Annotated in this window: 17 protein-coding genes, 1 pseudogene and 1 riboswitch; of the genes and pseudogenes, 9 read left to right on the top strand and 9 right to left on the bottom strand. The window is 71.4% G+C overall.

From position 1 onward, the window contains the following. Nucleotides 1-28 precede the first annotated feature (28 nt). Both ACZ6ZQ_RS28160 and ACZ6ZQ_RS28155 read left to right on the top strand, forming a co-directional pair. Nucleotides 29-565, top strand: coding sequence for a DoxX family protein (locus ACZ6ZQ_RS28160; protein WP_469771304.1), 537 nt, complete (start codon nucleotides 29-31; stop codon nucleotides 563-565). 96 nt (nucleotides 566-661) lie between these two features. Next, nucleotides 662-1,199: pseudogene (locus ACZ6ZQ_RS28155) on the top strand (GNAT family N-acetyltransferase). A gap of 166 nt (nucleotides 1,200-1,365) precedes the next feature. On the opposite strand, the gene ACZ6ZQ_RS28150 reads toward ACZ6ZQ_RS28155, so the two are convergent. Continuing rightward, nucleotides 1,366-1,629, bottom strand: a complete 264-nt coding sequence (locus ACZ6ZQ_RS28150; RefSeq protein WP_469771341.1) for a hypothetical protein — start codon at nucleotides 1,627-1,629, stop codon at nucleotides 1,366-1,368. Continuing rightward, nucleotides 1,616-2,917: a PspC domain-containing protein gene (locus ACZ6ZQ_RS28145; protein ID WP_469771303.1), complete on the bottom strand. Its 1,302-nt coding sequence runs from the start codon at nucleotides 2,915-2,917 to the stop codon at nucleotides 1,616-1,618. The genes ACZ6ZQ_RS28150 and ACZ6ZQ_RS28145 overlap by 14 nt, the downstream gene beginning before the upstream one ends. Nucleotides 2,918-3,078: 161 nt before the next feature. On the opposite strand from ACZ6ZQ_RS28145, the gene ACZ6ZQ_RS28140 reads away from it, so the two are divergent. The 3 genes from ACZ6ZQ_RS28140 (at nucleotide 3,079) to ACZ6ZQ_RS28130 (ending at nucleotide 6,393) form a co-directional block, all read left to right on the top strand. After that, nucleotides 3,079-4,353 carry a PspC domain-containing protein gene (locus tag ACZ6ZQ_RS28140; protein ID WP_469771302.1) on the top strand — a complete coding sequence of 425 codons (1,275 nt, stop codon included), beginning with the start codon at nucleotides 3,079-3,081 and terminating at the stop codon, nucleotides 4,351-4,353. Further along, complete coding sequence (locus tag ACZ6ZQ_RS28135; protein ID WP_453658390.1) at nucleotides 4,350-5,048, top strand: LuxR C-terminal-related transcriptional regulator; 699 nt, start codon at nucleotides 4,350-4,352, stop codon at nucleotides 5,046-5,048. The genes ACZ6ZQ_RS28140 and ACZ6ZQ_RS28135 overlap by 4 nt, the downstream gene beginning before the upstream one ends. A gap of 205 nt (nucleotides 5,049-5,253) precedes the next feature. Further along, nucleotides 5,254-6,393: an alpha/beta hydrolase gene (locus tag ACZ6ZQ_RS28130; RefSeq protein ID WP_469771301.1), complete on the top strand. Its 1,140-nt coding sequence runs from the start codon at nucleotides 5,254-5,256 to the stop codon at nucleotides 6,391-6,393. A 121-nt stretch (nucleotides 6,394-6,514) separates the two neighbouring features. Here the strand turns inward: ACZ6ZQ_RS28130 and ACZ6ZQ_RS28125 are convergent, their stop codons facing one another. Together ACZ6ZQ_RS28125 and ACZ6ZQ_RS28120 are read right to left on the bottom strand one after the other, a co-directional pair. Then, entirely contained in the window at nucleotides 6,515-7,279 is a 765-nt protein-coding gene (locus tag ACZ6ZQ_RS28125; protein WP_469771300.1) for a GNAT family N-acetyltransferase, read from the bottom strand. A 12-nt stretch (nucleotides 7,280-7,291) separates the two neighbouring features. Then, complete coding sequence (locus ACZ6ZQ_RS28120) at nucleotides 7,292-8,350, bottom strand: C40 family peptidase (RefSeq protein ID WP_469771299.1); 1,059 nt, start codon at nucleotides 8,348-8,350, stop codon at nucleotides 7,292-7,294. A gap of 254 nt (nucleotides 8,351-8,604) precedes the next feature. Here ACZ6ZQ_RS28120 and ACZ6ZQ_RS28115 point away from each other — a divergent pair, with 254 nt between their 5' ends. Continuing rightward, a complete protein-coding gene (locus ACZ6ZQ_RS28115; RefSeq protein WP_469771298.1) occupies nucleotides 8,605-8,958 on the top strand; it encodes a hypothetical protein in 354 nt (117 codons plus the stop codon). 123 nt (nucleotides 8,959-9,081) lie between these two features. Continuing rightward, entirely contained in the window at nucleotides 9,082-9,210 is a 129-nt protein-coding gene (locus ACZ6ZQ_RS28110) for a hypothetical protein (protein WP_469771297.1), read from the top strand. On the opposite strand, the gene ACZ6ZQ_RS28105 is transcribed toward ACZ6ZQ_RS28110, so the two are convergent. Further along, nucleotides 9,207-10,388, bottom strand: a complete 1,182-nt coding sequence (locus ACZ6ZQ_RS28105) for a C40 family peptidase (RefSeq protein WP_469771296.1) — start codon at nucleotides 10,386-10,388, stop codon at nucleotides 9,207-9,209. The two genes, ACZ6ZQ_RS28110 and ACZ6ZQ_RS28105, sit on opposite strands and share 4 nt — an antisense overlap. After that, a riboswitch (cyclic di-AMP (ydaO/yuaA leader) is annotated at nucleotides 10,387-10,554 on the bottom strand. It overlaps the preceding gene by 2 nt. Nucleotides 10,555-10,877: 323 nt before the next feature. On the opposite strand from ACZ6ZQ_RS28105, the gene pcrA reads away from it, so the two are divergent. Then, nucleotides 10,878-13,349 carry a DNA helicase PcrA gene (gene pcrA, locus ACZ6ZQ_RS28100; protein ID WP_469771295.1) on the top strand — a complete coding sequence of 824 codons (2,472 nt, stop codon included), beginning with the start codon at nucleotides 10,878-10,880 and terminating at the stop codon, nucleotides 13,347-13,349. A 123-nt stretch (nucleotides 13,350-13,472) separates the two neighbouring features. Here pcrA and ACZ6ZQ_RS28095 read toward each other — a convergent pair whose 3' ends face one another. Both ACZ6ZQ_RS28095 and ACZ6ZQ_RS28090 read right to left on the bottom strand, forming a co-directional pair. Continuing rightward, nucleotides 13,473-15,077 carry a M23 family metallopeptidase gene (locus tag ACZ6ZQ_RS28095; protein ID WP_469771294.1) on the bottom strand — a complete coding sequence of 535 codons (1,605 nt, stop codon included), beginning with the start codon at nucleotides 15,075-15,077 and terminating at the stop codon, nucleotides 13,473-13,475. 211 nt (nucleotides 15,078-15,288) lie between these two features. After that, a complete protein-coding gene (locus tag ACZ6ZQ_RS28090) occupies nucleotides 15,289-16,146 on the bottom strand; it encodes a lipase family alpha/beta hydrolase (RefSeq protein ID WP_469771293.1) in 858 nt (285 codons plus the stop codon). Nucleotides 16,147-16,482: 336 nt separating this feature from the next. Here ACZ6ZQ_RS28090 and ACZ6ZQ_RS28085 point away from each other — a divergent pair, with 336 nt between their 5' ends. Next, nucleotides 16,483-16,896 carry a cobalamin B12-binding domain-containing protein gene (locus ACZ6ZQ_RS28085; RefSeq protein WP_453658408.1) on the top strand — a complete coding sequence of 138 codons (414 nt, stop codon included), beginning with the start codon at nucleotides 16,483-16,485 and terminating at the stop codon, nucleotides 16,894-16,896. A 117-nt stretch (nucleotides 16,897-17,013) separates the two neighbouring features. On the opposite strand, the gene ACZ6ZQ_RS28080 is transcribed toward ACZ6ZQ_RS28085, so the two are convergent. Then, nucleotides 17,014-18,648 carry a DUF5691 domain-containing protein gene (locus ACZ6ZQ_RS28080; RefSeq protein ID WP_469771292.1) on the bottom strand — a complete coding sequence of 545 codons (1,635 nt, stop codon included), beginning with the start codon at nucleotides 18,646-18,648 and terminating at the stop codon, nucleotides 17,014-17,016. A gap of 18 nt (nucleotides 18,649-18,666) precedes the next feature. After that, complete coding sequence (locus ACZ6ZQ_RS28075; RefSeq protein WP_469771291.1) at nucleotides 18,667-20,016, bottom strand: SWIM zinc finger family protein; 1,350 nt, start codon at nucleotides 20,014-20,016, stop codon at nucleotides 18,667-18,669. Nucleotides 20,017-20,030: the final 14 nt, after the last annotated feature.

The following is a 20,030-nucleotide window of genomic DNA, read 5'->3' as shown; positions in this document are numbered from 1 at the left end:
CCCAGCCGGGTCAAACACGGAGGCGACGATGACACATGTGTACCGGACGACGGCCACCTACTCGAGCGATCAGGTCAGGAGCAGCTGGAAGGAGCGTGCGCAGCCCTACGCGCTGCTGCCGCTACGGCTCTTCCTCGGGGTGACGTTCATCTATGCGGGACTCGACAAGCTCACCGACAGCGCGTTCCTGTCGGCGACCGGCCCCGGGTCCATCGGGGAGCTCATGAACAATGTGCGGAACACCTCCGCCGTCCCCGGGCTCGTGGACATGGCCCTGCGCAACCCCGAAGGGTTCGGCTACGCCATGGCCTTCGGTGAGCTGGCCGTCGGCATCGGCACCCTGGTCGGGCTGCTGGCGCGGCTCGCCGCGCTCGGCGGGGCGCTGATCTCGCTGAGCCTGTGGCTGACGGTGAGCTGGCAGACCGAGCCGTACTACTACGGCAACGATCTCCCGTACATGTTTTGCTGGGTGCCGCTGGTGCTGGCTGGAGCGCCCTATTGGTCGCTGGATGCCGTGATCAGGGGCCGACGGCGTGGTCGAGGCCGGGCAGGTTCCTGGCAGTAAGCCGGAGCTGCTTCCCCAGGCGCTGTTTGGGGTTCGGATCCAGGTGGAGTCAAGCGTTTCCCGTTCGGTTGACTGACCACCTGTTAGCGCACGCGGATGGAAGATCTGGGCCCCGTGGCTTGGCCGCCTGAGCCGACCAGGACCGAGAGGCTCGTGCTTCGTGAGCCCGAGGCCCGGGACCGTGCGGCATTCATCGAGCTGCTCGCCTCGCCAGAGGTGCACACCTACCTCGGCGGCCCCCGGCCGCGTGACGAGCTTGAGCGCGAGATGCCCGAGGCCGGAGCGGTGGCCCGGGAGCTTCGTCGTCGATCTCGACGGGTCGATGATCGGCCAGATCCTGCTCAGGAGAGCAACGGGGCACCGTCGCCCGGCTGCCGCGGGGAAGGCCGATCTCGGATATCTGTTCCTACCGCGGGCGTGGGGATTCGGATACGCCGCCGAGGCGTGCGCGGCGGCACTCGGCTGGCTCGCCGGCGCGCTTCCCGGTGAGCCGGTGATGCTCGCCACCCAGACCGCCAACGTCGGCTCGATGCGTCTCGCGGCGAAGCTGGGGTTCACTGAGGTGGAGCGGTTCGAGGCCTGGGGCGCGGAGCAGTGGCTCGGCATGCGGTCCCCGGTCACGCCGTCCAGTTGAGTCCGCGACCTGCCCGCACGCATGCCGGGCGTCACCTCTAGTCGGGCAGGTGCCGGTACAGCGTCGCCCTGGAGCATCGGTCTCGTTGCTGATCCTGAGGGCGATCAGAACACGCACCAGCTTCATGGATGGTGACCCTACAACAGCGATACGCAAGTGACCTGGCCTATCTGATGGCCTGGCTGCCGCTGGTGCTGGCCGGTGCGTCGGCGTTCTCGCTCGACGCCGCCATCGCGGAACGGCGCCGCCGTATGCGGTAGTGCGTGAAGGTCGCGACCCCGGCGAGGAACAGACCGCCGAAGACGACCGGGAAGGCCACGAACCACGCGGTCTCCCAGGCGCCCGCCGCGTCCCCGAGATAGGCCGCAGCCGTCGCCAGAGCCGCCGCGCCCGCGATCAGCCGGCCCGGACGGAACTCATGAAGCAGCACGGGTCACCTCCACCTGTCCGAGCCCGATCTCGAGATCGAGATCGAGCGTGCCCGCGGGCTTCGCGCCGGCCGGCGGGGCGAGCGTACGGGTACGGTCCTGGTCCGGGGCGATGTCCACGTCGTTGGCCGGGTCGCCGGGCAGGATGATGTCGCCGATCCCCGCCTGCGCCGACACATTCACCTTCGCGCCCTCGGGCACCACGACCTTCAGGCGTCCCGCGCCGACCTCGACCCGGGTGCTCACGGTCGTCTCCGCCGGGATCGCGACACGGCTGAGGTCGAGTGTGGCGTCGCCCGAGCCGAGCTCGTAACGCGGCGCGACGGCCGCGACCGTGGCGGGCTGCCACTGCGTCCGCGTCCATTCGGTGCTGATCTCCTTGGGCAGCACGGAAGCGCCCGCCAGCAGAATCGCCGTGATCACCGTCATCAGGATCGTGCCCACGCCGATACGCCCGAAGAAGCTGCCCACCGCGAGGCCGAGGCCGAACACCGCGAGCGCGCAGGCCAGTCCGATCTGCAGGCTCGTGCCCAGTGGCCGGCCGTCCCAGGACAGTCCCGTGCCCAGGCCGCCGGCCACCAGGGCGAGCAGGAGGACGAGACCGCCGATGCCGCGCGGTCCGCGGGGGCGTGGCGCGAGGACGGCCCGGTCGCGCCCGCCCCGGCGCGGCGGCGCCACGTCCGTCGCCGCGTCGGCCGGCCCCCACAGATAGCCGGTGGCGACCGGGCCCGTGGAGCCGTCCTTGATGATCGGGTCGCGCCACCAGGAGGGGCTGCCCGGTGTCGGCGGCGCCTTGGCCTCCGGCGGTGCCTCCGCCACCGCCTGCGCGGTGGCCCCGTCGAGCGGACCGCCGTCCGGTGCGACCATCGTGCGCCGCTGCGACCACACGGCGGCGCCGGTCACGGCCAGCGCCAGCAGTGCGGAGAACGCGAGCGTGCCACCGTTGCCGATCATCGACAGGAACACGGCGCAGCCGAGCAGGGCCAGCAGCAGCGCTGCCAGGCAGGCGCCGTCGACGCGGCCCGACAGGGCGCGCCGCGCCTCGTTCTCGTCGCTGCCCTCCAGCGGGATCAGCAGCCAGGCGAAGCCGTAGAAGATCAGGCCGATGCCGCCGGTCACCGACAGCACCCCGATGACGATACGGAAGATCACCGGATCGATGTCGCAGTACCGGCCGAGGCCGCCGCACACTCCGCCCACGAGCTTGTGCCGCGGGGTCCGGCGCAGCAGCACCGGCGGAGGCTGCTGCTCCGGCGGCGGCGAGGGCGGCGGAGCGGTCGGCTGAGTCATGACTCCATGGTGACGGGCCGCATCCCCGGCCGGCAGCCGCCCCGACCCTGGCCCTTCCCTGATATTGCGCCGATGCCGGCTCCGGGGGACCCCTGAGGTTCAGGGTGGCCTCAGGGACGGCCCTGATGTCCGCGCCCGCACGTACGTGTGACGATCGGGGCATGCCAGTCGCCGCCGCCCGTCCGCCCGAGACCGAAGAGCCCGCCGTCCGCAAGCTGTACCGCAGCGCCGACGGGCGGTGGCTGGGCGGTGTCGCGCGCGGGCTCGCCGGGCATCTCGGGCTGCCGGTGATCTGGGTGCGGCTGGTCTTCCTCGGCCTGTTCATGGCGGACGGGCTCGGCGCGCTGCTGTACGCGGTTTTCTGGATCGTCGTCCCGCTCGGTGTGGGGGGCAGGTCCGCCGAACCGAAGCCCGTGTTCGAGACGACCCCGGACGGCAGACGGCGGCTGCGCAAGCCCGACAAGGGCCAGCTCTTCGCGATGTTCGCGCTGTTGATCGGCGCGGTCGTCTTCGTGGCCAAGGTCGACATGGGCGGCTCCGCCAACCGCTATGTGTGGCCGGTGCTGCTGATCGCGGCCGGTGTCGTCCTGGTGTGGCGGCAGGCGGACAACGCCCGCCGGGCCCAGTGGGCGGGCGACGACCGGCGTCGCAGACTGCTGCAGCTCGCGCGCGGTCTCGCGGGCGTCGCCCTGGTCGGCATGGGTCTGACCGTCTTCATGGTCGTCCGCGGCTCGGCGGCCCAGCTCGGCAACGTACTGACGGCGGCGATCGCCGTGATCGTCGGCGTCGGTCTGCTCGCGGGTCCCTGGCTGGTCCGGATGACCCAGGACCTCTCCGAGGAGCGGCTGATGCGCATCCGCGCCCAGGAGCGCGCCGAGGTCGCCGCCCACGTTCATGACTCCGTCCTGCACACCCTGACCCTGATCCAGCGCAGCGCGGACGACGCGGGCGAGGTGCGCCGGCTCGCCCGCGCCCAGGAGCGCGAGCTGCGCAACTGGCTGTACAGGCCGGAGGGCACCGGCAAGGACGAGGACGAGGAGCCCGCCACCCTCGCCGACGCGGTGAAGAAGGCTGCTGCCGAGGTCGAGGACAAGCACGGCGTCCCGCTGGAGGTCGTGGTCGTCGGCGATTGCCCGCTCGACGAGAAGCTGACCGCACAGATGCAGGCCGCGCGCGAGGCGATGGTGAATGCCGCGAAGTACGGTGGCGAGGGAGGCCCCGTTCGGGTGTACGCGGAGGTCGAGGGCCGTACGGTGTTCGTCTCGGTACGGGACCGGGGGCCCGGCTTCGACCCGGACGCGGTTCCGGAGGACCGGATGGGCGTACGAGAATCGATCATCGGCCGTATGCAGCGCAACGGCGGGACGGCGCGCCTGCGGTCCGGGCCCGGTGAGGGCACGGAAGTGGAGCTTGAGATGGAGAGGGCGGACGGATGACCGAGCAGACCGACGGAGCCGGTGGGACCTCGGAGCGTCGTGTACGGGTCGTGCTCGTCGACGACCACCGGATGTTCCGCGCCGGTGTCCAGGCCGAGATCGGCCGGACCGACGAGACGGGCGTCGAAGTGGTCGGCGAGGCCGCAGACGTCGACCAGGCGGTCACCGTGATCACGGCGACCCGCCCCGAGGTGGTGCTCCTCGACGTCCATCTGCCGGGCGGCGGCGGCGTCGAGGTGCTGCGCCGCTGCGCGAGCATGATGACGGCCGCCGAGCGCCCGGTCCGGTTCCTGGCGCTGTCCGTCTCGGACGCCGCCGAGGACGTCATCGGTGTGATCCGCGGCGGTGCCCGCGGCTATGTCACCAAGACGATCACCGGCACCGACCTGGTCGACTCGATCTTCCGGGTGCAGGACGGCGACGCGGTCTTCTCGCCACGGCTGGCCGGGTTCGTCCTCGACGCCTTCGCCTCGACGGACGCGCCGCCGGTGGACGAGGACCTGGACCGGCTCACCCAGCGCGAGCGGGAGGTGCTGCGGCTCATCGCGCGCGGATACGCGTACAAGGAGATCGCGAAGCAGCTCTTCATCTCCGTGAAGACGGTGGAGTCGCACGTGTCGGCGGTGCTGAGGAAGCTGCAGCTGTCGAACCGGCACGAGCTGACGCGGTGGGCGACGGCGCGCCGGCTCGTGTGACGCGGTCGTGCACGCGCGTGGTGCTGCGGTCGTGCACGCGCGTGGTGCTGCGGTCGTGCACGCGCGTGGTGCTGCGGTCGTGCACGTACGCGGTGCTGAAGCCGTGCATGTACGCGATTCAGCCGTGCACATTCGGGAATCTGTGATGAAACCGCCGTACGACCGTGGCAACCAGGGCGGGTCGGGCTCCATCTGACTGTCCGTGATGAGTTTGACCGGGACGCCCTTGTTCGTGACCGCGATCGCACTGGCCGTGGTCGCCGTACTGCTGCCGCTGGCCCTGTGGAGCCGGGTGCGCGGCCCCGCCCTGCTGCGGGGCACCGTCCGGCTGATGATGCTCGGCTTCGCTCAGGCGACCGCGCTGCTCGTGGTCTTCATTGCCGTGAACAACAGCAACGGCCTGTACGACAGCTGGGAGGACCTGCTGGGAACGGGCGACCATGTCGCGACCGCGCAGGACCTCGGGAAGGACGGCATGGGCGGGGTCCGCTGGGCCGATCTGCCGAAGAGCAAGCAGACCTTCAAGCGCTCCAAGGACCCGATCGTCGGGGAGGGGGTGCAGGTCACCTCGCTCACCGGGCACGTGTCGGGCGTCCAGGGCGAGGTGTACGTCTGGCTGCCTCCGCAGTACGACCAGCCCGCCTACCGGAACACGAAGTTCCCGGTCGTCGAGATGCTGCCCGGCTATCCCGGCTCCGCCAAGGCCTGGTTCGGCACGCTCAAGGTGCAGGAGCAGCTCAGGCCGATGATGGAGCGCGGCGAGGTCGCGCCGTTCATCCTCGTCGCCCCGCGCACCACGCTGATCGGCCGCTCGGACACGGGCTGCGCCAACATTCCGGGCAAGATCAACGCGGACTCGTGGCTCAGTGTCGACGTCCGCAAGATGGTCATGGACAACTTCCGCGCCACGCAGAAGCCCGGCGGCTGGGCCGTCGCCGGATACTCGGCCGGCGGCCACTGCGCGGCGAAGCTAGCCGTCGCCCACCCCGACCGCTACCGCGCCGGCGTGAGCCTGTCCGGCTACAACGACCCGGCCGGCGAGAAGGCCTCCCTCGCCGCCCACGACCCCGAGCTGCGCCGTGCCAACAACCCCCTGCGCATCCTGGAGTCCGCCAGGACCGCCCCGCGCACGGCGCTCTTCGTCTCCGGCGCCCGCGGCGACGGCTACGAATCGGGCCTTGCGCTCCGCGCCGCCGCCAAGTTCCCGACGAGTGTCGACGTCTTCGAGATCGGCGGTGCCCACGACACCGGCGAGTGGAAGCGCCAGGTCCCCGATGTCTTCCGCTGGCTGACCCGCCAGGTCACGTACGAACGCGGTCCGAACCCGTCGGCGGCGGGTCACTGACCCGGGCCGTGAGCACGGGCTGGTGGAACCCGCTGTGGACGCTCCGCGCGGGCGGGCGACGTTCCTCTGAAGACACTTCCCAGGAGCCGGGCACCACGGGGTGCGGTGCCAGGGGGCTCCGTCACTCCGGAAGAGTGAAGTCCGCCTTCTCCGCCACGCGCCGGTAGCCGATGCCCTCGTAGATGCGCTCGATGTCGGCGTCGCCCGGCTCCAGCCACACGGTGCGGATCCCGCGGGCGAAGGCCGCCGTGGTCAGAAACGCGGAGACCACGGCGCCGATGCCGCGCCGGCGGAAGGGGGCCGCCACGGCGAGGCCGGCGAGTTCGCTGAGGCCGTCGACCGGCACGGAGCAGCCGCCCGCGGCGACAGGGGTGCCGTCGAGCGCTGTGGCGAGGGCTGCGACGCCACCGTGCTCGGACGCCTCCCGGAGCCAGCGGATCTCCCCCTCCGCCGGCTCGCCCGTCCCGCCGTACGCGAGGTGCTGGACGCCGGCCGCGGCGACGTACTCCGCGAGTGCGGACGGCTCGGTGACGGTGATGCCGTCCACCGGCTTCGGCGCCCGGAGGTCACCGGGCGCGCAGGCCAGCAGAGGTGCGCGGTTGGTGACCGTGAACCCGGCCGCCAGCAGCGCGGATTCGGTGCCGGGAGCGGTGGACGGCAGGAACTCCAGCCGCGGCACCCGGTCCAGCTCCCGGAACAGCGCGACCAGCGCCTCGATGTCGGCGGCCGACGGGACCGCGCCCGCGTCGGGGATCGCGTAATTGGCGGGCGGAATCTCCCAGTCGGGGTTGTACCGCACCGTGAACGGGCCCACCCGCCGGTGGTCCGGAGAACGCAACGTCAGCGTGCGTGAGGAGTTCTGTATGTCATGGGCGATCGATTCCATGAAGCCGGGATGCTACGCGACCCGCGTCGCCCCCGCATACGGCATTTCGTCGATCGGCGCGATCCGGACCGGCGCCCCCGGACGCGGTGCGTGGATCATCCGGCCGCCGCCGATGTAGAGGCCCACATGGGAGATGCCGGAGTAGAAGAAGACCAGGTCCCCGGGGGCGAGTTGGGACCGCGGGACGCTCCGGCCCGCGTTGATCTGGGTGTACGTCGTGCGGGGGAGGGAGATGCCCGCGGCACGCCAGGCGGCCTGGGTCAGGCCAGAGCAGTCGTACGCGGAGGGCCCGGTCGCGCCCCAGACGTACGGCTTGCCGAGCGCTCCGTACGCGTACGCGACGGCCTGCGCGGCACGTGCGTTGGGCGCGGTGGCCGCCGGTGCGCCGGGGACGGTCCTGGTGGCGTCCCGGTCCGCGCGGCCCGTCGGTGTGCCGTCCTGGCCGTTGTACGCGGCGCGCTGTGCGGCGGTGAGCTGTGCCAGCAGGGCCTCGGCCGCCGCGAGCTTCTTCCGTATCGTCGTGCGATGCCGCGCCAGCTCCGCCTGCCGCTCCTGAAGCTCGGTGAGCCGCTCGCCCGCCTCGGAACGGACCTGCGCGATCTCCCTCAACTGCCGCCGGACCCCGGCGATCGCCGTGGCCTGCCGCTCCCCGGCGCGCTCCGCGAGCTCCGCGCCCACCAGGTAACGGGCCGGGTCGGAGCTGAGTACGAGCTGCACGGCGGGGTCGATGCCGCCGGCCCGGTACTGCGCGGTGGCGAGGGAACCCAGTGCGTTGCGGGAGGCGTTGAGCCGGTCCGTACGCCGTGCCGCTTCGTCCCGCAGCTCGTTCGCCGAGGCCTTTGCCGCGTCGGCCTTCTCCTTCGCGCCGTTGTACTTCTCGGTCGCCTCCTCGGCCTCTTCGTACAGTTTGTCGGCCTTGGCCCTGACCTCGTCCGGGGTGAGGAGCGGTTCGGCGTGCCCGGCCCCCTCGAAGGCGGTGGCGGCTGCCGCGCCGGCGAGCGCGAGGGTGGCGGAGAGGCGGGCGGCGGGGCCGTAGAGCGTGCGCTGCCTGGGTTTGCGGTGCGCTGCCACGAGGGAGCCAGTCCTTCCGTAGGGTCCGCCGGTACGGGTACCGGCGGCGGACCGCACAGGGGAGACGGTCCACCGCCGGCTCTTTCGGCGGGGGCGACCGGCTGCCGTCCGGGTACGGGACGGTGGTGAGGAGTCGGCCGCCTGGGGCAGGACGCTAAACCTCCGGGTGACGACACGGCGGCGTCCTGACCGGTATTGGTGGGAGATGGACCGGCCGGGGTCACTTTCGGACCGTACGGCTAGGCTCCGGTGCCATGGACGTACTCATCAATGTCTTCGTAGCCCTGCACATCATCGGTATCGCGGCGCTGCTCGGCGGCTTCCTGACCCAGATGAAGGCGATGGGCGAGGGGACGGCGCGCTTCACGCCCGCGATGCTGCACGGTGCGCTGACCATGCTGGTCACGGGCGTGGTGCTGGTGGGGCTGAATCAGGCGGACGACCAGCCGGTGAACAACCTCAAGATCGGCATCAAGCTCGCGTTGCTCGTGGTGATCCTCGCGCTGGTCTACGTCAAGCGGGACGAGGAGAAGGTGGACAAGGGGGTGTTCGCGACGGTGGGCGCGCTGACGCTGGCGAACATCTTCATTGCGACGCTGTGGACGTGATGCGCCCGGGGGCCCGGGGGCCCGGGGGATTCCGGGCGACCCGGGGGTTCCGGGGTCCGCGCCGGTCGGCCGAGCCCGAGCCGCTCATGCCGCAACTCCCCTTGGCCAATGGCCGGTTGCGGCGTGAGTCCCGCACCGGGCGGCGGCTTCCACCGGCGCTACTTCCGTAAGCGCGACTTCCGCAAGCCGGGCTTCCGCAAGCCGGGCTTCCGCAAGCCCGGCTTCCGCAAGTCTGCTCGGCACGCCCTCTAGGCGGGGCGGACGCTCCCGTAGATCGGCATGTAGTAGATCGACTCCTCGCGGACGTTCGTGCCCGGCTTCGGGGCGTGGATCATCATGCCGTCGCCGATGTAGATGCCGACGTGGCTGATGTCGTCGTAGAAGAAGACCAGATCACCCGGGAGGAGATCGTTCGTCGCCACCCGCTGTCCGACCTCCACCTGGTCCCAGGTGGTCCGGGGCAGATCGACGCCGGCCGCCTTCCAGGCGGCCTGGGTGAGCCCGGAGCAGTCGTACGAACTGGGGCCGGTCGCGCCCCAGACGTACGGCTTGCCGATCTGGGCGCGGGCGAAGGAGAGGACCTTCTCGGCCTTGGCCGCGTACGAGTCGGGGGCGGTGCCGGTACCCGTGCCCGTGCCCGTGCCGGTACCCGTGTCCGTGCCGGTACCCGTGTCCTGGTTCTGCGCCTGCTCCTGCTGCGCGCGCTCCTGGCGCAGCCGCTCCGCCTCCGCCTCGGCTTCCGCCTTGGCCTGTGCCTCGGCCTTGCGGCGGGCCTCTTCCTCCCGCTGCCGCTCCAGCGCCTCGAGCCGCGCCTTCTCCTCGGCGGTCAGCTCGGACAGCAGCGCCCGCGCCTCGGCGAGCTTCTTCTGGACGGTCTGCTTGCTCTCACGCAGCGTCTGCTGCGAAGCGGTCAGCGACTCCAGGCTCTTGGTCGCCCGCGCGCGCTGCTTCGCCGCCGCGGCCTGCTGGGTCTCGAAGTCGGCGATGGCGCTGCGCTGCTGGTCGGTCAGCCGGTCCATCAGCTGCGTCTGGTCGAAGTACGCCTGCGGGCTGTCGGCGAAAAGCAGCGCGGCGGTCGGGGCCACCGCACCCGTACGGTACTGGGCGGCCGCGTACGAACCGAGGGCCCGGCGGGACTCGTTGAGGGAGTCCGTGCGCTTGGCGACGTCGTCGAGGATCGTGTCCACCGCGCGGCGCTGCTTCTCGGTGGCCTCCTGCGCCCGGTTGTAGTCCTGGGTCGCGGAGCCCGCCTGCCGGTACAGGTCGTCGACCTTCTTCTGGACCTCTTCGATGCTCGGCTTCGGTTCGGCTGTCGCGTTCTGGGTCGAGAGCAGCGTCACGCCCGCGAGGGCGGCCGTCGTGAACCCGACGGCGGATGAATTCGTACGAGTGCGGCTGCGCGGCTTGCGATGCGACGCCAAGGCCGGCATCTCCTTCCGTGGACCGCCTACCGGGTTAGCTGTCGGGTTCGGACGGAACGGAAGGCTGTCCTACGGGCCGAGTGGAGTGCGGCCCGATTCACCCCAGTTGTACATGTCTGGTGGGTCCCCGGTTCCGAACTCCCCTGCGGGAGGCCGGATTCGGCGCAGGCTGCCCGATTGGCGTAGGTCGCCGTTGGCAGTACGGGCCGCCTGGGCGAGCAGGCTAGCCAAACTGTGGTGCTGCTGTGAAGGACGATGTTCGATATGCCCGATACATTTCCGTGACCTTGGCGTGTCGTGGCCGAGACGTGACAGTATGTGATCGGTTCCTGTGTGCGCTCCGGCACGGTGCGTGCTGCTGCTCGGGCACGGTCCCTGCTTCTGCTCGGGCAGCGAGAGGCGTTGCGCTCGGGCAAGAAGAGGCGTTCCGCTCCGGCACGGTGAGTGTGGTGAAGGCGGCGGCGGGCTGTCAGTGGGGCGGCCTAGACTCATAGAGCGATGAGCAGCCTCTTTGATGACAGCTTCCTGGCGGACCTCCAGCGCACCTCGGCCCCGGAGGAGCACCCGCCGCCCGAGCCCGACGAGCACGACGAGCACCCGCCCCACGAGGAGGTCCCGCACGACCTCTTCGAGGGCGCTTTCGACGCGCCTCCGGCCCGCGACGCGTACTACCGGGACGGGGCGCCGCGCCCCGCCGTGGACCCGGCCGCGCTGCTCGAGGGGCTGAACGAGCAGCAGCGTGCCGCCGTCGTGCACCAGGGCTCGCCGCTGCTCATCGTCGCCGGTGCCGGCTCGGGCAAGACCCGGGTGCTGACCCACCGGATCGCCCATCTGCTGGCGACCCGCCATGTGCACCCCGGCCAGATACTGGCGATCACGTTCACGAACAAGGCCGCGGGCGAGATGAAGGAGCGCGTGGAGCACCTCGTCGGCCCGCGCGCCAACGCCATGTGGGTCTCCACCTTCCACAGCGCCTGCGTCCGCATCCTGCGCCGCGAGAGCAAGAAGCTCGGCTTCACGTCGTCGTTCTCGATCTACGACGCCGCCGACTCCAAGCGGCTGATGGCCCTGGTCTGCCGTGATCTGGACCTCGACCCGAAGCGCTACCCGCCGAAGTCCTTCAGCGCCAAGATCTCGAACCTGAAGAACGAGCTGATCGACGAGGAGACCTTCGCCGACCAGGCCGCCGACGGTTTCGAGAAGACGCTGGCCGAGGCCTACCGGATGTACCAGGCGCGGCTGCGCGAGGCCAACGCGCTGGACTTCGACGACATCATCATGACCACCGTCCATCTGCTCCAGGCGTTCCCGGACGTCGCCGAGCACTACCGGCGCCGGTTCCGCCATGTCCTCGTCGACGAGTACCAGGACACCAACCACGCCCAGTACACGCTGGTCCGCGAGCTGGTCGGGACGGGGTACGAGGACCTGGAGCCGGCCGAGCTGTGCGTCGTGGGCGACGCCGACCAGTCGATCTACGCCTTCCGCGGTGCCACGATCCGTAACATCCTCCAGTTCGAGGAGGACTACCCGGACGCGACGACGATCCTGCTCGAGCAGAACTACCGCTCGACCCAGACGATTCTCTCCGCGGCCAACGCCGTCATCGAGCGCAACGAGAGCCGCCGCCCCAAGAACCTGTGGACGAATGCGGGCGCGGGCGCGCAGATCACCGGCTATGTCGCCGACACCGAGCACGACGAGGCCCAGTTCGTCGCCGACGAGATCGACCGGCTGACGGACGCGGGCAGTGCCAAGGCCGGCGATGTAGCGGTCTTCTACCGGACGAACGCGCAGTCCCGTGTCTTCGAAGAGATCTTCATCCGCGTCGGCCTGCCCTACAAGGTCGTCGGCGGCGTGCGCTTCTACGAGCGCAAGGAGGTCCGGGACGTGCTGGCGTACCTGCGGGTGCTGGCCAACCCGGAGGACAACGTCCCGCTGCGCCGGATCCTGAATGTGCCCAAGCGCGGCATCGGCGACCGGGCGGAGGCGATGATCGACTCCCTGGCGCTCAGGGAGAAGATCACCTTCCCGCAGGCGCTGCGCCGCGTCGACGAGGCGTACGGCATGGCGGCCCGCTCCGCCAATGCCGTCAAGCGCTTCAACGTACTGATGGAGGAGCTCGGGACGATCGTCGAATCGGGCGCCGGCCCGGCGACGGTTCTGGAGGCCGTCCTCGAACGGACCGGTTACCTGGCCGAGTTGCAGGCCTCGACCGACCCGCAGGACGAGACCCGTATCGAGAACCTGCAGGAGCTGGCGGCGGTCGCCCTCGAATTCGAGCAGGAGCGCGCGGAGCCCGGCGGGCGGGAAGGGGCGGCTGCGGGCACGCTGGCCGAGTTCCTGGAGCAGGTCGCGCTCGTCGCCGACTCCGACCAGATCCCCGACGAGGACGAGGAAGGCACCGGTGTCATCACGCTGATGACGCTGCACACGGCGAAGGGCCTGGAGTTCCCGGTCGTGTTCCTCACCGGCATGGAGGACGGCGTCTTCCCGCACATGCGCGCGCTCGGCCAGACGAAGGAGCTGGAGGAGGAGCGCCGCCTCGCGTACGTGGGCATCACACGCGCCCGCGAGCGGCTCTATCTGACGCGGTCGTCGATGCGGAGCGCCTGGGGCCAGCCCGCGTACAACCCGCCGTCGCGGTTCCTGGAGGAGATCCCGGACGCGCATCTGCAGTGGAAGCGCACCGGCCCCATGGCGGCGCCCGCCGGCCCGACGTCCGGGATCACGTCTTCGCTCTCGTCGTCCCGGTCGCGCTCCGGCCCTTCGGGCTTCGCCACGCGGCGTACGACGGACAAGCCGGTGATCGCGCTGGCGATCGGGGACCGGGTCACGCACGACCAGTTCGGACTGGGGACCGTGATGGCGGTGACCGGCTCGGGTGCGGACGCACAGGCGACGATCGACTTCGGTGACACCAAGCCGAAGCGGCTGCTTCTGCGGTACGCACCGGTCGAAAAGCTCTAAGAAGCGGTTCGGGGGCGGGGGCTCGGCTTCCGCCCCGGGGCCAGGGGCAGGTGCGCTGGCCGGAGCCGGAGCCGGAGCCGGAGCCGGAGCCGGAACTCGGACCGCGGTGCGGCTCGGACAGGCCTAGGTCGGGCTGAGGCCGTGGCTGCGCAGCCACGACAGCGGGTCGATCGCGGACCCGCCGCCCGGCCGGACCTCGAAGTGCAGGTGCGGGCCGGTGGAGTTGCCCGAGTTTCCCGAGTACGCAATGACCTCGCCGGCCTTGACCGATCCCGAGCGGATCTTGGTGCTGCTGAGGTGGCAGTACCAGGTCTCCGTGCCGTCGGCGGCGGTCACGATCGCCATGTTCCCGTACGCGCTGTTCCACTGGGTGCGCACGGTGCCGTCCGTCGCAGCCATCACCGGCGTCCCGTACGAGACGGGGAAGTCGATACCGGTGTGCATGGACATCCAGTTGACGCCCGCCTGGCCGTAGTACGCACTCAGCCCGTGCTGAGCGACCGGCAGGGCGAACTTGGGTCGCAGTGCCTCGCGCCGGGCGGCCTCCGCCTCGCGCTTCTTGCGCTCGGCCTCCTGGCGCTCCTTGAGGTCGATGCGCTCCTGCGTGCGGCTGGCGCGGTCACCGAAGTCGCGGGCGTCTGCGCTGAGCGCCGCCAGCTGGGTGTCCAGCTTGTTGTTCGCGGCGACGGGTTTCACGGATGACGGATCGGCTGCCGTGACCGCGGTGTCGGCGTCCTTCGTCTCGCCGCCGGTGAGCCCACCGACCGAGGCGGCGGCGACACCGGCGACGCCCATCACGCAGACGGAGGGTACGGCGACGGTGAGGAGCGCGGAGCGCTTGGCGGGGGTACGGCGACGTCCGCGGCTGCCGCCGGCCCGGCGTACGGGGCGGACCGGTACGGCGGCGGGGGAGAGGACGACGGCGGGCGCGGTGGCGGTGTCGGCGTCGGCGTCAAGCTCGGTGTCGGCGTCGTAGTCGGCTTCGTAGTCGGCATGGTCGCCCTCGGACTCGTAGCCGTAGTCGGCGGCGTGGTCGGCTTCGGACTCGTAGTCCGAACCGGTCGCGGCCGCGGTGTCGACGTCGAACTCGTCCGCGGGGGAGAACTGTTCAGGGATGACGGCCTCGGTGAGGTCCTGGTGGCCGTCGTGCACCGGATACTCGGCGTACTCCGCAGGCTCTGTGTGCTCTGCGTGCTCCGTGTGATCGAGGTGCTGCTCCGCGTACCCGATGTGCTCGGCGTACTGCTGGACGTCGGCGTACTGCTGGGTGTCGGCGTACTGCGGATATACGGCCGTGGCTTCCGCCGGGACCTCCGCGCCGGAGTTCCAGGCGGTGGCGTCATACGCGCCCGTTTCGTACGCCGATGCCGTGCCGTACCCGGCCGCCGGCCATTGGCCGGTCGTGTCGTACGCGAAGGTGGCCGCGGCCGTTTCGTACTGCCCTGTCGCGAACTGTCCTGCCTGGTTCCAGGCGTTGGCGTCCCACTGGCCCGTGGCGTCGTAGTGGGTGGTGTCGTACTGCTGCGGGTATGCCTGCTGGTGCGCCTGCGCGTCGAAGGTCTCGTAACCCGTCGCGGAGCCCGTGTTCCACTGCGTCGCGTCGTACTGCCCGCTGTGTCCGCTGTGTCCCGCTTCGTAACTGCCCGGCAGGGCGCCGAAGAGCGGGTCGGTGTCGAAGCTGCCGGTGGCGTACGCGTCGTACCCGGCGTTGGGGTGCTGGTCGTTCACCAACTTCTCTCTCGCCTCGGCAGCAGGACCAGGATCTGGGGGCCACCCCACGGCGGGGGTCCCAGAGGCAAAGCAGTGGCGCGACTGTACCCGGCGGTATGCGACGCCGACAATCTTCAGCAGGTTTTGAAGGAACGGGAAACGGGCATTCGGCCGCCTTTCGGCGGACTGCGGGCACAGCTTTGGCCTTACGTTCGACTGTTGTTCGACTTCAGGCGACCGAAACGGCGCCCGAGGCCCCGGCCTCCGCGTCGGACGATTCGAGCGCCTCACGGACGCCTGCCGCGACGGCGGGATGGACGGGCAGCGCGAGATGGCCGATGCCGCTCACACGGACGTTCCGCACGAGAAGATCGGGGTGCTTCAGGCAGGCCGTCTCGAGCGGCACCATCAGCTGGTCGAGATCGCTCCAGAAGCTGACGAACCGCGTCCGGCACCCTGGGGCGGGCTGTCGCAGCTCTTCGAGCACGGGGGAGCCTGGGCGCATCTGGCGCACGATGGGGTGCGCGCTCGCGAGCGGGGCGACGCTGGTGCCCGAATGGGGAGTGCCGAGGGTGACGAGGGTGCGCACGCGGCGGTCTCCGCCGAGCCGCTGGACGTAGTAGCGGGCGATCAGGCCGCCGAGGCTGTGCCCGACGATGTCGACCTCACGATGGCCGGTGCGCTCGCAGATCTCCTCGATGTGGCGGCCGAGCAGCTCGGCTGCCGTCCGTATGTCGCACGTCAGCGGGGAGTAGTTGAGCGACTCCAGGTGGTGCCAGCCGTGCCGGGAGAGGGAGCGGCGCAGCAGGAGGAAGACGGAGCGGTTGTCGACGAAGCCGTGCAGCAGGACGGCGGGGGGACGCGACGGGTCCCCGGTGGTCGGCAGGGTCGTAGGCGCTGATGACGGCGATGACGCCGGGCCGGACGGCGGTGATGCCGGGCCGGACGGCGGCAGCGGGGCTTGGCGCTCATGGGAGATGCCCGATGGGTACAGGATCAGATGCCCGGCGAGGATCGCCAGCTCAAGGGCGGTGGCCCGGAGCAGCGCGATCGACAGCCGTATCCGCAAGAGCGGCACGAAACCCATGGCCGACCTCCCGAATGGCGCACGGGTCGACGGCTCCGTCCCCCGTATGCCCTCATGGGGCTGCCGACAGGCCCTACCGCCGCGCCGCACGGCTGGCGGCACGGTGGTACGGCGACCGAGTAGCGGCTCCCCTTGCGATCGCCCCGGCTGCGACTGGGTGGTGCACGATGCGGGTACGACGCACAGCGAATATGTCCCACGTGTGATTTCCCCCTCGCTATCCGCCGCGAAACGGCAGGTTGCGGGATGCTGGAGATAACGTTCGTTCACCTCCCCGGCCCGTACAGGCGTGGGGACCCGTGCCAATGACGGCGCAGTCGGTATGTGGAGGCAGTGATGGGTGTGACCGGTCCGATCCGCGTGGTGGTGGCCAAGCCGGGTCTCGACGGCCACGATCGCGGCGCGAAGGTGATCGCTCGGGCGCTGCGGGATGCCGGTATGGAGGTCATCTACACCGGGCTGCACCAGACCCCCGAGCAGATCGTGGACACCGCGATCCAGGAGGACGCCGACGCGATCGGCCTCTCCATCCTCTCCGGCGCGCACAACACGCTCTTCGCGAAGGTGCTCGAGCTGCTGAAGGAGCGCGACGCGGAGGACATCAAGGTCTTCGGCGGCGGCATCATTCCGGAGGCGGACATCGCCCCGCTGAAGGAGAAGGGCGTCGCGGAGATCTTCACCCCGGGCGCGACGACGGCGTCGATCGTGGACTGGGTGAACGCGAACGTTCGCCAGGCGGCGGACGCCTGACCGATCCCTGGGGCGGCTGCCACTGGTGTGGGTGCGGGTCCGCGTCCCGCGGCTGCCACTGGTGTGGGTGTTGTGCCGGTGGGACGGGAGCCGCCCGTACGAACCCCCTGTCGTCGGCTACGGGTGCAGTTCCGAGTGCATCGTCGCGCGGAGCCGCAGCGTCGAGACGAGGCGTTGGAAGGCCTCGGACCAGTAGCCGCCCGCGCCTGGGGAGCCGCCCTCCGGTTCGTCCGGGGTGGCGGTGAGGAGGTCGAGGCGGCTCGCCTCCGCCGGGTCGAGGCAGCGCTCGGCGAGGCCCATGACGCCGCTGAAGCTCCACGGGTAGCTCCCCGCGTCCCGCGCGATGTCCAGTGCGTCGACCACCGCGCGGCCGAGCGGCTCGGCCCAGGGCACCGCGCAGACACCGAGCAGCTGGAACGCCTCCGACAGACCGTGCGCGGATATGAACGCGGCGACCCACTCCGCCCGCTCCTCTTCCGGCAGTGTCGCCAGCAGCTTCGCCCGCTCCGCCAGCGATGACGTCCCGGGTCCGGTCGACGGCGGCGCGGACGGGGCGCCGAGCAGGGCGCGGGCCCATTCCGGGTCCCGCTGCCGCACTGCCGCCCGGCACCACGCCGCGTGCAGCTCGTCGCCCCAGTCGTCGGCGACGGGCAGGGCCACGATCTCCTCGGGGGTGCGCCCGCCGAGCCGCTCCGGCCAGGTGGACAGCGGCGCGGCCTCCACCAACTGCCCTAGCCACCAGGACCGTTCGCCCCGTCCGGACGGCGGCGTCGGGACGACCCCGTCGCGCTGCATCGCCGGATCGCATTCGTGCGGCGCCTCGACCGCGATCCCCGCCGTGCCCTCCGCGCGGTCCGGTCCGATGCAGCTGACGGCCCGCGCGGCCATCCGGCCGGCGAGCGCGGAGCGCGGCAGCGCGGACAGCAGCTCGGCCGCGGTCGTCCGGACATTGCGGCTGCGGTCGGACAGCGCCTGCTCCAGGAACGGCTCGTCCGCGTCGGACAGCCCTGTACGCAGCGAGTCCAGGAACATCAGCCGGTCCTCCGCGCGCTCGGTCGGCCAGGTGCCGGTGAGCAGTGCGAGCGCCGCAGCCGGATCGTGAGCGCGTACGGAGGCGAGCAGGGCGACCCGCTCGGCGAACAGGCCCTCCTCCCACAGCCGCCGGACAGCCCCCGTGTCCTCCGGTGCGGGCAGGGCGGAACCTCCCTCGGAGCCTCCGGTCCGGGAGGACCCCCAGGTGCCGCGCAGGGCGAACTTCCAGTCCGCGTTGAGCCGGGCGAGCCAGAGGCCGCGCGGACCTGCGAAGCGCAGGGCGAGGGGCCGCAGATCGGTGCGGGCGCGGGCCGCGTCGAGCAGGGCGGGCAGCGCCGAGGCCGGGGCGCGGTAACCGTGCTCGTTGGCCGCGGCGAGCCACTGCGGCAGCAGTTCCGTGAGGTCGGGCGCCGTGCCGCGGCGGCCTCCCGCGCCCGTGGGCGCGGCCCGGTCGGCCAGTAGCAGGGCGAGTCTCCGCCGGGCGGGCTCGGGCAGGGCACGGCGGTCGTCGTGCGGTGCGGGCTCCGGCCGCGGCCCGGCCGGCGCGGGCCGTAGCCCGGCTCTCCGCCGCACGGTGTGCAGCGCGGCCGCGTCCAGCAGCGCGACGGGCGCCTCTGTGCCGGGCGTCAGGACGTCAGCCGGCGGCGTCCGCCGGTCGGTGCCGAGAAGAGCGGAGGTCACGAGCTCTTCCCAGACGGTCGTGCGGGTGGTGCTGGTCATCGGTCCTCCGTGGTGCGTTCAGGTGAGGGTGACCGTCTCGGGGGTCTCGTCGGACCAGGCGGCCAGCGGTGTGAAGCCCCGGTGACCGCATTCGCCGAAGACGGTGACCGGGCTGCCGCCGGAGAGTGCGGCGAGTTTCCACAGCCCCGGCCGGGACAGTGCGGTGGGGGCGACCGGCAGTGCGGACCCCCCGTCCGCGTCGGCCAGTTGCCATCCGTCGTCCGCCGGGACCGGTATGACACCGGTCAGCGTGACCGGCCAGGAATCGAGCCATGGGTCCTCGCGCAGGGCCGCCCCGTACGCGGCGAGCGCGTCGCCCGTGGATCCGCCCGGTGGCGGCGCCTTGATCGGGACGGGGGCGCCGAACTGCTCGCCCAGGTCGGCCCGCAGCTGCCCCGCGCCCGCGTACGGCACCAGTTCGGCGTCGATCATCAGGCCCGCGGGCAGGGCCTGCTGCGGTGCGCGGCCGGCCGCGCCGAAGGAGAGCAGCAGCGCCGTCCGCCCGGTCTCCCGCCCGTAGAGCCAGATGCGCCGTGTGGTGATCTTGGCGTCGGCGGAGTCGTACTGCGCGAGCACCAGCCAGTCGTCCCTGACCGCCGGCCCTTCGGCGGGCACGGTCAGTCCGACCCTCGTCCGCACGGTCGCGGCCAAGGGTTCCGGCAGCCGCTCGATGCCCAGCCAGGCACGGTCGAGGAGATGCACAAGGGCGCTCTCCTCCAGCAGGCGCACGGGCCAGCCGGGCCCGGAACCCGGTATGGCACCCAGCTCCCTTACGCGTCCGGCCAGTCCGGGAGCCTGTGCGTCGACCATGCGGGCGGCTGTCTCCTCCCACAGGCCGTATCCCGACTGCTCCGCCGAGGCCAGACCGCCGCGCACGAGATCCGCAAGCCGCTGCTCCAGCTCCGTCGCCCCCGCGGTGATACGGCCCGCCCGGCGCTCCGCCCTGCGCCGCGCCGCCTCCGGGTCCGCGGTCTTCGCGGACGGCCCCTCGCCCGCAGCCCGCTCCTCCTTCTCCGCCGTGCGCTTGCGGCGACCCGCAAGCCACTCGTCGGCCCAGCCCGGCACCTCGGAGTCCCGGACGGTCTCGTCGTCGCCCGCCCAGAGCAGCAGCAGCCCGAGCGCGTGCTTGCACGGGAACTTCCGGCTCGGACAACTGCACTTGTACGCCGGTCCCGTTGTGTCCACGATGGTCTGGTACGGCCTGCTGCCGCTGCCCTTGCACAGGCCCCAGACGGCCCCCGAGCCGCTGCTGCCCGCATCGGACCACGGCCCGGCCGCACCGAGCTTGCTTCCCGCCTTGCGTGACGAGGCATCAGGAGCCAGAGCCAGCACCTGTTCCGCCGTCCAGCGCACCCCCTGCTGATTCATGCGAGAGACGCTAG

This window comes from Streptomyces sp. NPDC053673 (assembly GCF_055585225.1).
This window is presented reverse-complemented; position numbering and strand designations above follow the sequence as displayed.